This window comes from Lentilactobacillus senioris (genome assembly GCF_026798195.1).
Taxonomy (GTDB): Bacteria; Bacillota; Bacilli; order Lactobacillales; family Lactobacillaceae; genus Lentilactobacillus; species Lentilactobacillus senioris_A.
This window is the reverse complement of record NZ_JAPQEZ010000004.1, coordinates 125405-138522: the sequence shown is the minus strand read 5'-3', so window position 1 is coordinate 138522 and position 13118 is coordinate 125405. Positions and strand designations below refer to the sequence as shown.

Below are 13118 nucleotides of genomic sequence, written 5' to 3'. Positions count from 1 at the left end.
TATTTACTCTCCTTAATAACTAATAGCTTCATATGAGCCATTTTTCCAAAAATGTTTTAAGTGTTTTTGTGATATCACTTCTAATTTACCAGACCATGGATTGTTATAGTAATATAATTTGCGATTAAAGCCAGTTAATACAATTACATTAGATTTAAGATTATCTAATCCATTAACTCGTAATAAGATTGGTCTTCCTCTTAACAATTGACGGTTTAATTGACGAAAGTCAGCTTTATTCAAATCGCGAATCGAATTTGTTTGGTTAATAATTAATTCACTTAGATCTAATAATTTATGAGAATTGTCGTGCCAATTTTGAACCCATTGTCTTAACTTATCTTCAGTCATTGGTTTATCCGCATAGTTAAACAACATCATCAGCGCAGCTACATAATTATCTAAATCAGTAGCCGTTTGTTGCTTCAATGGTTCTACTGCTAACCTCCTGAAGGATTTACTAATATTACGCTTTGCAAGCCATCCCGATTCGTTTTCTCCCTCAAAATAATACCAAACTTGATTATTAAAAAAACTAATTTGATTAATACTAAAATCACGAGTTAGGTAGTTTTTAGGCATTTTTTGTTTATTTTTAGTGTTGCCTTTTTCTGGTAGGTACCAATGGTCACCAGGAATCTTACGAAGCCGAACAAAAAACGGTTTAGTATTTTCATCGGCTATCGTTGTCTTATTCATAATTTTCCACCCCATTTATCTTTATTTTACCAATAATTAGCGCAATATGTTAACAAACTAAGCGAATAATTATGCTAAAATTGAAACTAATACTTATTGTTAATTTAATTAAAGGAAGGTCCTTATCTTATGTACAAAGCACTCACCTTTTTTGACCTGGATAATACACTGCTGAACGCTCAAACTAAAGTTGATCCTGAAGTGTCAGATGCAATGCATCAACTAGCATCTAATAACATTTTACCGGTGATTTCAACTGGACGCAATCTATTCGAAATTCCCAATGTTATGGCAATTACTGGAATTTCTACGGTAGTTTCTGCTAATGGCGATTTTGTGGTTCATGAAGGTAAACCAGTATATGAAGCAACCTTCTCAAATCAACAAGCCAGTGAGTTAGCTGAATATGCTAAAACCTTTGACGAATCCATTGTTGTCTTAAATAACAAGGGAGCTCGTATTAACTTTAACACGGACTTTGCTCAAAGAGCTTATGATTCTGTTAATAGCACGGTCCCTCCAGTTGGAGCAGAAGAATTCTGGCAAACTAATCCCGTTTACATGATGTTGGTAATGACTAAGGGACACGATGAAGATTATCGCAATAAATTTGGCGATCAATTTACTTTTTATCGTAATACCCCCTCTAGCATGGACATTGTTATTAAGGGCAATTCTAAGAGTAACGGAATCCAAGAATTAATTAAAAATGCTGGTTTAGAAGGCATTCCTACTTATGCATTCGGTGATGGTAACAATGATATCCCAATGCTTGACTTCGTAGATCATGCCGTAGCAATGGGGAACGCCTTAGACCATGTTAAGCCATACGCCGAATTTGTAACCACAGCTAATACAGATCACGGCATCGTTAATGGTCTCAAACACTTTGATTTAATCTAATTTTTTGCTATTTCTCCAAAATGTGCTACAATTACATAGATACATTTTGGGGTCGTTATGGATTCGACGGGTATAGGTCGAGCCTGGACTGCGTTTCGTGCGGTGCCACGTTAAACCACCCAGTTTAAAATTATAACTGCAAAAAATAATTCAAACTCTTACGCTTTAGCTGCCTAATAAGCGCTTAACGTAGATCCTCCTATCTTCGCCCATGAGATAGATCTGGGTCCTATAAATAAGTGGGCTTACGCAATTGGCTCCCATCTGAAGTCAATTGAAGAGACTAATCAGATTAGCTAATAACGAGAGCCTTGATTTATGGCGTTTTTATTAGTGAAATTTAAATAGTAAATCTATGAACGTAGACGTTCAGGTGGCGATATGCTCGGACGCGGGTTCAACTCCCGCCGACTCCATTTTAGTAACAATAAGAAACATTTTAAAAAAACCTAAATCCTTTTATATCAAGGGTTTAGGCTATTTTTTTATTTTTAGAAAACATAAGAAGCCATAAGAACGCTGATGGATCATGCACGTTTTTTGCACGTGCAAAAATTTGTGCGCAAAATTTAAAAAGACGCTGTTTAGGCGTCTTTATTTTGATTTTCAAGCAGTACCTTACGATCGCTTAGTAACTGTTCAAATTCTTTAATATCTTCAAGTATTGCTTGCTTTTTAATAAAACTGCGCGACCTAGAACGATCGCTTAAATATTTTGCGTGTTCTTTATTTTTAGAAATTCATTTACTATTAGCAAGTGTTTGTTTAGTTGACATTATTGCATCACCTTCCAAGTTATAAAGGCGGCTAAAATTAGAATAACAATAGTAGCTTCTATTTTTTCTTTAATTGTGGTCTTTCGTGCTTCAACAGTAACGTGTTTAGTTTCTAATAGCTTCATTGCTAGGTCCCCTTTTAAATTGTTACTTAAAATATTTGGAACCAATCAGATGACAGTTCCTTGAGTTCAAACTATAACATTATAATTAAATCTATCACTAACTCGCCATTCTATGTAGTATTAAAAGCACTTCATCAAGTGTTTTTAATTTTATGGTACTTTAATCTGATTCAGGCACAATAATTTTAATAAATTGCTTCTTTACGTATAAATTGACCGGCAGTTCCCCCGCTTCATCCCCATCAATTCGCACCGCCACCTTCTTATCATCCAAGCTACTAATGTTAGCCTGTTCTAATTTTAAATAACTAGCATCATTAAGTTTCCGAATTTGGCCAGTAATAAAATAACTAAAGTATCCCATTATTCGCCACGGAGAAAAGCGTTTTAAAATAGTAATATGAATTTGATGATCGTCAACACCAACTTCTGGGTTAAACTTAGTAAAACCACCTATCGAACTAGTAGTGGTAATCAGTAAAAACCTAGTATTAAATTGGTGGATTTGTTCACCTGCCTTAATCTGGATGGACGCCGGCTTAGTAGTTACTAGCTTTTTAATCCCATTAACCAGATAGGTTAATGATCCCCAGCGTTGTTTTTCTTCTTGTCGCACTCCTTTTGCCATTTCTGCAACAGTTCCTAAAGTTAAACTGCTAGCAATAGCCCGTTGATCACTATGAAGTAAATCGGTAGTAATCCCCTTTCCGTTCAAAATTACCTTCGTAGCCTTTTCATTGTCTAATGGAATATTCATGGCTCTAGCGAAATTATTGACCGTTCCACCTGGCAAAATTCCAATTACTGGACTAGCTTTCATTGAAATCAAAGCGGAGAATACTGTATTAATTGAGCCATCTCCGCCGACCACCACCAACGTTTTTATATTATCTATATTTTCCTGAATATATTTTATTGCTTGTTCTCTACTAGTGGTCCCCACTAATACCACTTTATGTTGTGTAGCTTGGGCCAAAACTTTAAATTGCTGAGCTCGTTTTTCACTGTCAGCCTTACCCGCAGATTGATTATAAAGGACAGTATATTTCATCATTCCACCTCCTAATCTAGCTAATCTTATTATGGCATAAACTAGGATGATTTAATAATTTAAGCAAAGTTCACTAGTGACTCTCACAGGCATACTGTTTATTGCTATTGTCCAATCTATTACTGACCCTAAATTGATGCTATTTATAAATTTAATGCTTTTACCATCTAAAAAAAGTCGTTGGAGTTAATACCAAAATAAAAAACAGCCCTTAGGCTGTTTTTTTAATACTTAAAATCTGCTAATTTGGATTGCTTAACTTCATCAATCGTCTTGGTACCTGCCAATTGCATGGTAGTAGCAAATTCATGGTTTAATTCTTGAATGGCATCTTGGACACCTAATGCACCACCCAATGCTAAGGCATAAACAAATGGTCTGCCTAAAGCTACTAGGTCAGCACCAGCTGCTAAAGCCTTAAAGACATCAGAACCACGACGAACACCACTATCAAAGATAATTGGTACTCTACCTGCCACGGAGTCAGCAATAGCACTTAAGGCGTCAAATGAGGCTGGACCGCCATTCAATTGACGGCCACCATGGTTAGAAACGTAAATTCCTGCTGCTCCAGCTCCAATTGCTAATTCAGCATCTTCTGGAGTTTGAATTCCCTTTACAATGACTGGTAGATCACTGTATTCAGCAATTCTTCTGACATCATCAGGACTAATCTTTTGTGCAGCAGCTGCATAAATTTCGGCAATTCCTTGACCTTTACCAGCGCCTTCGCTGAATTTTTCCAAGTTAGCCATTGGAATTGGGAATTGGAAGTCGTTAATAATATCGGCTTCTCGATAACCATCAACAGTGGCATCAGCGGTTAAAATAATTCCCTTTACTCCCGCCTTTTTAGCTTCATCTAAAATCGCTTCGTTAAACTTCCAATCTTTACTCATGTAAAGTTGGAAAAATTGAGGAGCGCCCTCTCCAGCTGCTGCAGTATCAGCAATAGATGCTGAAGAATAAGTACTCTGAGCCATCAAAGCCCCCTCATTAGCAAATGCCTTGGCCGTATCTACTTCCCCCTTAGAATGGGCCAAACCTTGAGCAGCTAATGGTGCCATCATTACCGGAGTCTTCAAATCAATGCCAAATACGTTAGTGCTTATATCTGGATTATCAATATTAGCCAGAGTTCTTGGATAAATTTGCTTGTGAGTAAATGCCTTGCGGTTTTGAGCCAATGTCCAATCATCTTCAGAACCACCAACTATGTAGCCGAATCCACCGGTAGGGATAATTTCTTTAGCCCGCTTTTCCAATGATTCTAAGTTTAAAACGTTGATGTGTTCTTCACGATCGCTTTGTTCATATCCATTAACAACTGTCATAATACAGCCTCCTAATAAATTTTACTAAGGTCATTCTAGTTCACTTACTTTTAATAAGCAATATCTTTTTTATTATTTTGCTATTCATTGTCACTAAAAAAACCGCTAACTCTTTACAAGTCAGCGGGTTTTACTAATTTATTTTTTTAAAGCAACTCAGTACTAGAAATAATTTTACCACCATACATAGTCTTAATATAATTTAACGCATGCTTATAATCTTTATCGTTTAATGCCTCAGTAGTTTCAGTAGGTACTGTAATCTCATAACCTCGTAAACAAGCATCTGCAGCGGAATGTTGAATGCAAATATTAGTAACCACCCCAGTCAAAATGAGGTTATCCACATTTAATTCACGCAAAAGAGAATCCAATCCCGTTTCAAAAAAAGCACTATAAGTTCGCTTTTCTAATGAGTAATCACCATCTTGCGGAGTCAGTTCCGTAGTAATTTGACTCCCCCACGTGCCCTTCATGCTGTGTTCTCCCCAAATTTTCAATTCATGGTCGGCTGAATAATGTGCATCAGAAACATAAATAACTGGAACAGATTTTTTTCGAGCTTTATTTACCAAATCATTAATTGGTTGAATCGTTTTTAATGCCCGATCGTTCTTTAGTTTACCAGTCAAAAAATCATTAGTCATATCAATTACTAAAACTGCTGATTGCATTTCAAATCTCCTCCAAAAATTGATAAATGGGTTACACTAATTAATATTAAGATACCATAGATTATGATTATTGATAAGACGCTTTGTCAAATACATGGAGGAATCCTATGAATACTATTTTTCACATTGATGAAATCAACAAATGGCCGACATTACTTAGTAATGTAAATCATATGCATGAATGGATGCAATCGACTAAAACTGCTGGAACGATAGAAGTTTTAGTTAACGGTTCCGCGGTTAGCGCTGTTGTTAAAAACAGCGACATTAATTTAAGCCAGTTAACTAACATGGGAATTATGGTAGCAGTATGTAATAATTCCCTAGTTCAACGAGATATTAAAACCGATTCATTACAAGCTAATCTCCAAGTGGTCCCCGTCGGAGTAGTAGAATTAGCCTGCAAACAAAGTGAAGGTTACGCATACATCAAGCCTTAACTTCACAATCAATTTAACACTGAAAGTGCCTGTAAATATACGTTTTCGTCATTAAAGTTATTTTTTGTGAATAAAATCATTGCATTTCTTAGACAAATGGAGTAAGTTATAAAACGTACTTACAAAAAACAAGCAAAAATAATTTTATTCTGAGGAGTGGATTATTATGACAAAAATGAATGCAGGTCAAGCTCTAGCTAAAGTATTAGAAAGTTGGGATGTTGACCACATTTACGGAATTACCGCTGACTCAATTAATAATACTGTTGACGGTCTTTATCAAGAACGTGACCACATCAAATATATTCAAGTTCGCCACGAAGAAGTTGGTGCTCTTGCAGCCACTGCGGACGCCAAACTAACTGGTAAAGTAGGAGTTAGTTTTGGTTCAGCCGGCCCCGGCGCCACCCACCTTTTCAATGGTCTTTACGATGCCAAAATGGACCATGTTCCTGTAGTTGCTATTATTGGTCAGTCTGCTACATCCGTTATGAATACTTATTATTTCCAAGAAATGGATCAAGATCCAATGTTTGCGGATCTCACCGATTTTCATAAGCAAGCTACTAACCCTGAGCAAATTCCATACATTATGGATCAAGCCATTCGGTATGCTTACCAGCACAAAGGACCAGCAGTAGTAATTATTCCTGATGATCTCTCTGGTGAAGAAATTGACTTTGAACCATTTAAATCAACTAACGTTATTAATGGAGTATCTGAGGAAGTTATTAATGATCAGGCTGTAGATGATGTTTATGACATGCTAAAAGCAGCTAAGCACCCAGTTTTGTGGGTAGGTTTAGGAATGAAGAATGCTCGCAATGAAGTTATTACATTTTCTGAAAAGTTCAGTGTTCCAGTCGTTTCCACAGCTCCTGCTACTGGCGTAATGCCTACCGATCATCCTAACTTTATGGGTTCCCGTGGCCGTTTAGGTACCAAGCCTGCTTTTGAAGTTACCCAGGATGCTGATTTAATCATTTTGGCCGGAACCAACTATCCATTTAGCCGCTTCTTACCATCAGGAATTAAATTTGTCCAAATTAATAATGCTCTAGCTGACCTTGGTAAGCAACGAGATGTTGATCTAGCTGTATTAGCAGATGGCAAGAAATTCTTCCAGAAATTAAACCAAAAAGGTGAAGCTATTCCTACTACCCCATTCCTCAAGGCCGCTCAAGAAGATAAGCGTAACTGGGATGCTTGGCTAGACAAGGTAGCAGACGATGATAGTGACGGATTAGCTCCAGAAGCCGTTATCCGTGCTATCAAGGAAAATGCCTCCGACGATGCTGTCTTTGGCCTTGACGTTGGTAATAATTTAATGTGGGCTATTCGCCAACTACCACTTAATAAGAACCAAAAACTATCTATGTCAGCTTGGTTTGGAACGATGGGCTACGGTCTTCCAGCCGCAATTGCTGGTCAATTAAGCTATCCTGATAGTCAAGTCTTTAATATCGCTGGTGATGGTGGTTTTGCTATGGTTATGCAAGATTTACTTACCCAGGTCCAATATGACTTACCAATCATTAATGTCGTGCTAGAAAACAAAGTGTTTGGATTTATTCAACACGAAAAAATTCAAGCTGCCCAAGAACCTTATGGTATTAATTTCATCGGTGCTGATTGGGCTGGCTTTGCTGACAGTATGGGAGCCATTGGAATCAAGGTATCCGATCGAAAGTCATTAGCAGAAGCATTTGCTAAGATCAATGAACTCCAACAAGCCGGGAACACTAAACCAATTTTAATTGATGCTAAAATTAAAAACGTAGATCCAGCGGATACTAGTTTTATGCCAATTGATCCTAGTCAATTTGACCAAGATACTATTGATAACTACAATCGAATTTCTAACTTATTTGACCAACCTGCCCTTCAAGACCTACTTGATGAATAAATATTAACTACTTAAGGACAAGCTAGTATTCATAACTAGATTGTCCTTTTTTAATCCAAATAATTGAATTAACCATTGTAATCCCATACAATTTAGGCAATTAAGCAAACAGGAGGATTTCACTATGCAAGCTTTTGGATATGATCATAATGGTGGCCCAGAAGTATTTGAAGAATACGACGTGGCTGTCCCTACATTAAAAGAAACAGATATTTTAATTGAAACTAAAGCGTTTGGCTTAAACAACTTCGAGCGTTCTCAAAGAGCCGGAGTTTTCGGTGCAACTACCAAGCTTCGAATTCCTGGCTTCGACGTAGCTGGGGTTGTTAAGGAAGTAGGCTCAGCAGTTGCTAAATTTAAATCAGGTGATCGAGTGGTAGCCCATGGTCGTCACGCTTACTCTGAATATGCCACTAGTAGCGAAAATAGTACGGTTATTATTCCAGCTACTATTTCATTTGAAACTGCCGCGGCTATTGTAACTCCAGGAATAACAGCTTATAATGCTCTTCATTACTTTGGAAAAACTAAACCCGGTCAAACAGTAATTGTCAAAGGGGTCTCTGGTGGTGTGGGTTCTTTAGCTGCCCAACTAGCCCTAAACTTTGGTGATCAGGTGATTGGTATTGGTTCTAGTCGCAATGAAGCTTACGTGAAATCCATAGGAATTAACGAATACGTAGCTTATGATAAACAAGATCCTGCCCAAATTTTAAAAGATAAGGCAGATCTCGTTATTAATTCAGCAATGAATGGTGCTTCTAGTGCCGAAGATGTCGTCATGGTTAAGCCTGGTGGAATTATTGCCACCGTAGCTAATGATGAACCTGATACTGATAAAGGAGTTGAGGTTAACCATATCGGCCCCACCAAAGATGTCTCCAACGCTGAGGCTCTTCAAACTATCGTGGATTTGCTGGCTGAAAACAAATTAACCATTAAAGTTGGTTTAGTTCTCCCCTTCACCTTAGCTGGCGTTCGGGAAGGCCATTCCGTTTTAGAAAAACCACACGCTGGCCGTGTCATTATTTCTAAAGAAGCTTAAAATTTACCTAACTATCCCGTCCTGGTGGTAGATAACGGTTCGATTCCGTTAGCGGGAATCAGCTGTCACTGTAAATTATGAAATTGCTTGATTTATGTAATTGAATTAAATCTTTATTATAATTAACCAATTGATTGGCTTTTTAACTAATTATGCCGTTTAATATTACTCAGTAAATAAATAAACGGGGGACTTATAAGTATGTCTTTAATTGCAATTATCATTGATTTCATTACGTTAGGATTTTATTTTCTACAATTAAAAATCTTAACCCATTCTATTTTTATTGTTGGAATAATTCTACAAGCAGTTACGGTATTATTTCTGCTATCCCTAGTAATTTCTTATAAAGGCCAACGTAAAAGTAAATTTTGGAATGATGGTTATCATCCTTACACATTTAAATACGGAATAATTGTGGTTTCATTTGTTCTTAATGGCATTATGCTATTTCTTTATGTTTTGAATTTAACTGGTAACGATATCGTATTCAGTGGCTTTTAATATTATAAATAACACATTTAATTATACTTTAAGCTTTTTTTAAGCTGATCTTCATATGATAACATTAGTAACTAATACCAGATTTCACCGCTGTATGACAACATCAAATCTGGATAGCGAACTTATAATTCCAAATAAAAAACCGGCAATCGCCGGTTTTTTATTCGTTAATTTTTTTTATGTCACCCATTTTACGATTAGCAAAATCTTTAATGAAATCAATAATGTCCCTGGCACGTTTTGAACCGTAATCATTAATCCAATCATCAAAGCGAGCAGCTACAATATCAGTAACCTTCTTTTCAACTTCTTGCCCTTCATCAGATAGATGTAAGTATAATCTTCTTCGATCACTTTGAGCTGGTTCTTGATAGATATAATCATGATTTAGCAAAACTTTTATCTGGCGGGAAATCGCACTTCGTGTTACCTGACGTTCATTGGCGATGTCCATTAAAGATACCTTTTCCCGAGTTGCAATCGTGTGCAGAATTAGGTATTGCTCAAAAGATAACCCATAAGCTTTCGCAGGTTCGGAAACAAAATTATCCAAATACTTTAGCGATGTCAAATAAACTTCAATTGCTTCTTTAAGCAATGCGTCATTAATATTACCCATTACAATCCACCATTCTAAAAAATTAATTAAACGTCATACTATTCTTCATTATATAGTCTCCATCTCTAGCTTACAAGTCTAATAACGCTATTTGAATTGATTAAATCCCGGAAACCTTTAGTCTTGTAGTATAATTTAACCATTAATACTATTAAGGAGATAAGTATGACCACCACAATGATTAGCCTAATTCACCAAGCTGAACTTGAAACGTTAAAAGCGTTTGTAAAAGTTTGCGAACAACTTAGGCTTCCGTACATTGCTACCGGCGGAACTCTATTGGGAGCTATCCGCCATCATGGTTTTATTCCTTGGGATGATGATCTTGATGTTGCCATGTTACGATCAGATTATGAAATTTTTTTGGCCAAAGCTCCAGATATTTTGGCTTCTGAACCGTATTTTTTACAAACTCCTTTCTCTGATGAAAATTATGGTTTAAGCTACGCTAAATTACTTAATCAACATACGTTTATTGAAGAAAAAAATAACTTCAATTATGCACGTAAAGGTGTCTTTTTAGACATTTTTCCATTAGATCAAATTCCTAATTCTACTTCTCAACTCAAAAAACAAATTTCTGATATTAAACGTTTAGATAATCGTTTATTGCTCAAGCTCCATTACAACGTAATAGATACCCCCATGCGGCATTTGATCTCTGACTTATCTACTGAACAACGCCAAGCTGTTTTAGAGCTCAAAAAGCGTAGATTAGCTTTGATGCAACAATATAATAGTGAGGATATCTGGGCAGATACCCAATTCAAAAACATGGCATCTCAATATAGTTATGATAAAGAAATAATGACCTATCATCAAATTACCAATACCGAACTAGTACCGTTTGAAGATATGTTATTAACTGTTTCTAGTGATTACAACAATATATTGATTAATATGTACGGCGATTATATGGCTTTACCACCTGAAAGCCAACAATCAGCTAAACATATCAACCACTTAATTATCAATAATCAAGAATTTTTTGCTTAATTATTTTCGAAAGGAGTTTTTCATTATGTTTTCAAATCAAAATCCCCGCTATGCAAGTTATGAAGTCGTTAATTCTTTACCAGACGAAGCAATTGACTTTATTTGGTACATGCTAGATAACTATATGCAGGGCAGATTTCCAATGACTAATCTTATCAAGTTTAATTTAATTAATTCTAGTAATCATCTTTCGTACGATTACTTAATCAATGGAGATGTAGTTGCTACCTTTGATACTCCTTATCCCTTTCAAAATCAATTTCCCAGAACCGTAGTAGTTTATGATAATGGGGATGAACAAATTATTGCACTACCTAGTGAAATTAACCTTTAATATTTAAAACCCCAAAAGCGGGAACTAGCATTATGCTAGTTCCCGCTTTTAATCTATCAATTAACTATTTTTAACTTAAATGATTTTCTTTTAAAATGATATCTACTTCCGCCTGCGCTTCTGGAGTTCTAGTCCACCGTTCAAAATGATCCATTGCTTCTGTAGGCATCTCAAAATTTTCATTAACCCAGTTTTCATACTTAGCAACATGAGCAGAATGAGGAATGTTTAATTGTAAAATCCGAACGCTTTTAATGAATCCTCGTTCAGCAGCTAACTCTGCTCGACCATTTTGCACCATGTTACTAATTTCAATGTAAGTGTCATCATCATTTAACTTTATTTCTTCGATCAAAGTGAGAATTTCATGACTTTTCAAGCTTGTCGCCCCTTCCAATTTATGATGATATACGAAAAAAAAACGGAGGTCAACTTGACCACCATTTTTAGAGAGAAAGAGAATTGATTAAAAGGTATATTATTACCCTACAACTAATATACCTTATTATGAAAGCGATGTCAATTATTGTTTAAAAAAACGTCCCTTAAGGAACGTTTAAGTGTTGTAATGGATGTAAAATTAGTGAAGGATCACTTATCACACTAGTGATTGAATAACCAGAAACGTTTACTAAACAGAAAAAGATTAACGCTACTAAGACTGCTACGGTTAAAATTTTATTTGCTAATGACATTTTTTCACTGATTACTGATCCATAAAATAATTTATGAACCTCACTAGCAACGTTTTTATCTTCTGGATTAGCTTGTTGATGTTCTTCAGTAATTTCTTTTTGGTAAGCTTGAATACTAAAGTTCTTTTGAATATTTTTTTGTTCCTTTTGGAACTTGGCCTTTTCTTTTTTAGATAGATTCCGGAACCACTTGATAAACTTTCGATATTCACCAGTTACTTCTTTAGTTTCACCAACCGCCCGCAGTTTACCATAGTTAATCCAGGCTACCCGATCACACAACAATTCAATTTGTTTTAACGAGTGACTGACAAACACGATGGTTTTGCCTTCTTGTTTAAATTCATTAATTTTATCAACACATTTTTGGTAGAAAGTGTCGTCTCCAACAGATAGGGCTTCATCAATAATTAAAATATCAGGATCGATATGCACCGCAATAGAAAAGCCCAATCGAGACTTCATCCCACTTGAATAACTCTTAACTGGTTGATCCACAAAATCGCCAATATCAGCAAATGCAATAATATCAGGCATTAATTCGTCAATCTGTTCATTTGTTAGCCCTTGCATTAAGGATTTCAACCGAATATTTTCTCGGCCAGTTAAATTATTTCTTAAACCAGCGTTAATGGCAACGATGGAAGTTTCTCCTTGAACATCAACGTAACCAGTTGTTTGAGGAATAATTCCGGAAATAATATTAGAGAGTGTAGATTTACCAGAACCATTAACCCCAATTAGCCCAATTGCCTCTCCAGGCATTATGGTCAACGAAATACCCATTAATGACCAAAAATGAGGGACGTTACCGTTATTTAACGAGAAAAACGAACGCATTTTTTCAGATTGAGTCTTAAATAGTTCATATTCTTTTGTAACATTTTCAACTTTAATTTTATATTCAGCTGCCATTTTACTCTTCCTACATCACTATATAGTTTAATCGTTTAGTATTATACCAGAACTCCGAGTGCTTAATTAACGTTTAAGTGAAATTTTGCTAGCTCTTAATAA

General features: G+C 36.0%; 15 protein-coding genes and 1 other RNA gene. 8 read left to right on the top strand and 8 right to left on the bottom strand.

Annotated features, from left to right (window positions below):
• Positions 1-12: 12 nt before the first annotated feature.
• Positions 13-699: a papain-like cysteine protease family protein gene (locus OXT66_RS06815; RefSeq protein ID WP_268596620.1), complete on the bottom strand. Its 687-nt coding sequence runs from the start codon at positions 697-699 to the stop codon at positions 13-15.
• A gap of 129 nt (positions 700-828) precedes the next feature.
• Here OXT66_RS06815 and OXT66_RS06810 point away from each other — a divergent pair, with 129 nt between their 5' ends.
• Complete coding sequence (locus OXT66_RS06810; protein ID WP_268596619.1) at positions 829-1602, top strand: Cof-type HAD-IIB family hydrolase; 774 nt, start codon at positions 829-831, stop codon at positions 1600-1602.
• Positions 1603-1650: 48 nt separating this feature from the next.
• Positions 1651-2021: a transfer-messenger RNA gene (gene ssrA, locus OXT66_RS06805) on the top strand.
• A 356-nt stretch (positions 2022-2377) separates the two neighbouring features.
• Here ssrA and OXT66_RS06800 read toward each other — a convergent pair.
• The 4 genes from OXT66_RS06800 to OXT66_RS06785 all read right to left on the bottom strand — a co-directional run bounded on the left by OXT66_RS06800 (position 2378) and on the right by OXT66_RS06785 (position 5562).
• On the bottom strand, positions 2378-2503 hold the full coding sequence (locus OXT66_RS06800) for a hypothetical protein (protein ID WP_268596618.1): 126 nt from the start codon (positions 2501-2503) through the stop codon (positions 2378-2380).
• Between the two features lie 160 nt (positions 2504-2663).
• Positions 2664-3557 (bottom strand): diacylglycerol/lipid kinase family protein, encoded by an 894-nt coding sequence (locus tag OXT66_RS06795; RefSeq protein ID WP_268596617.1) that lies wholly within the window; start codon positions 3555-3557, stop codon positions 2664-2666.
• Between the two features lie 221 nt (positions 3558-3778).
• Positions 3779-4888, bottom strand: a complete 1110-nt coding sequence (locus OXT66_RS06790; RefSeq protein WP_268596616.1) for a lactate oxidase — start codon at positions 4886-4888, stop codon at positions 3779-3781.
• Between the two features lie 146 nt (positions 4889-5034).
• Positions 5035-5562: a cysteine hydrolase family protein gene (locus tag OXT66_RS06785; RefSeq protein WP_268596615.1), complete on the bottom strand. Its 528-nt coding sequence runs from the start codon at positions 5560-5562 to the stop codon at positions 5035-5037.
• 107 nt (positions 5563-5669) lie between these two features.
• Between OXT66_RS06785 and OXT66_RS06780 the strand changes: the two genes are divergently transcribed.
• The 4 genes from OXT66_RS06780 (at position 5670) to OXT66_RS06765 (ending at position 9457) form a co-directional block, all read left to right on the top strand.
• The gene (locus tag OXT66_RS06780) at positions 5670-6002 is read left to right on the top strand and encodes a DsrE family protein (RefSeq protein WP_268596614.1); all 333 of its coding nucleotides are present in this window, start codon (positions 5670-5672) and stop codon (positions 6000-6002) included.
• Between the two features lie 166 nt (positions 6003-6168).
• A complete protein-coding gene (locus OXT66_RS06775; protein ID WP_268596613.1) occupies positions 6169-7908 on the top strand; it encodes a thiamine pyrophosphate-dependent enzyme in 1740 nt (579 codons plus the stop codon).
• Positions 7909-8032: 124 nt separating this feature from the next.
• Positions 8033-8953, top strand: coding sequence for an NADP-dependent oxidoreductase (locus OXT66_RS06770; protein WP_268596612.1), 921 nt, complete (start codon positions 8033-8035; stop codon positions 8951-8953).
• Positions 8954-9154: 201 nt separating this feature from the next.
• On the top strand, positions 9155-9457 hold the full coding sequence (locus OXT66_RS06765) for a hypothetical protein (protein WP_268596611.1): 303 nt from the start codon (positions 9155-9157) through the stop codon (positions 9455-9457).
• 160 nt (positions 9458-9617) lie between these two features.
• On the opposite strand, the gene OXT66_RS06760 is transcribed toward OXT66_RS06765, so the two are convergent.
• The gene (locus OXT66_RS06760; protein WP_268596610.1) at positions 9618-10076 is read right to left on the bottom strand and encodes a MarR family winged helix-turn-helix transcriptional regulator; all 459 of its coding nucleotides are present in this window, start codon (positions 10074-10076) and stop codon (positions 9618-9620) included.
• 165 nt (positions 10077-10241) lie between these two features.
• Here OXT66_RS06760 and OXT66_RS06755 point away from each other — a divergent pair, with 165 nt between their 5' ends.
• Together OXT66_RS06755 and OXT66_RS06750 are read left to right on the top strand one after the other, a co-directional pair.
• Positions 10242-11072 carry a LicD family protein gene (locus OXT66_RS06755; RefSeq protein WP_268596609.1) on the top strand — a complete coding sequence of 277 codons (831 nt, stop codon included), beginning with the start codon at positions 10242-10244 and terminating at the stop codon, positions 11070-11072.
• 25 nt (positions 11073-11097) lie between these two features.
• Positions 11098-11406, top strand: a complete 309-nt coding sequence (locus tag OXT66_RS06750; protein WP_268596608.1) for a DUF960 family protein — start codon at positions 11098-11100, stop codon at positions 11404-11406.
• A 70-nt stretch (positions 11407-11476) separates the two neighbouring features.
• Here OXT66_RS06750 and OXT66_RS06745 read toward each other — a convergent pair whose 3' ends face one another.
• A complete protein-coding gene (locus OXT66_RS06745) occupies positions 11477-11785 on the bottom strand; it encodes a hypothetical protein (RefSeq protein WP_268596607.1) in 309 nt (102 codons plus the stop codon).
• Positions 11786-11951: 166 nt separating this feature from the next.
• Positions 11952-13016 carry an ABC transporter ATP-binding protein gene (locus tag OXT66_RS06740; protein ID WP_268596606.1) on the bottom strand — a complete coding sequence of 355 codons (1065 nt, stop codon included), beginning with the start codon at positions 13014-13016 and terminating at the stop codon, positions 11952-11954.
• Between the last annotated feature and the right edge of the window lie 102 nt (positions 13017-13118).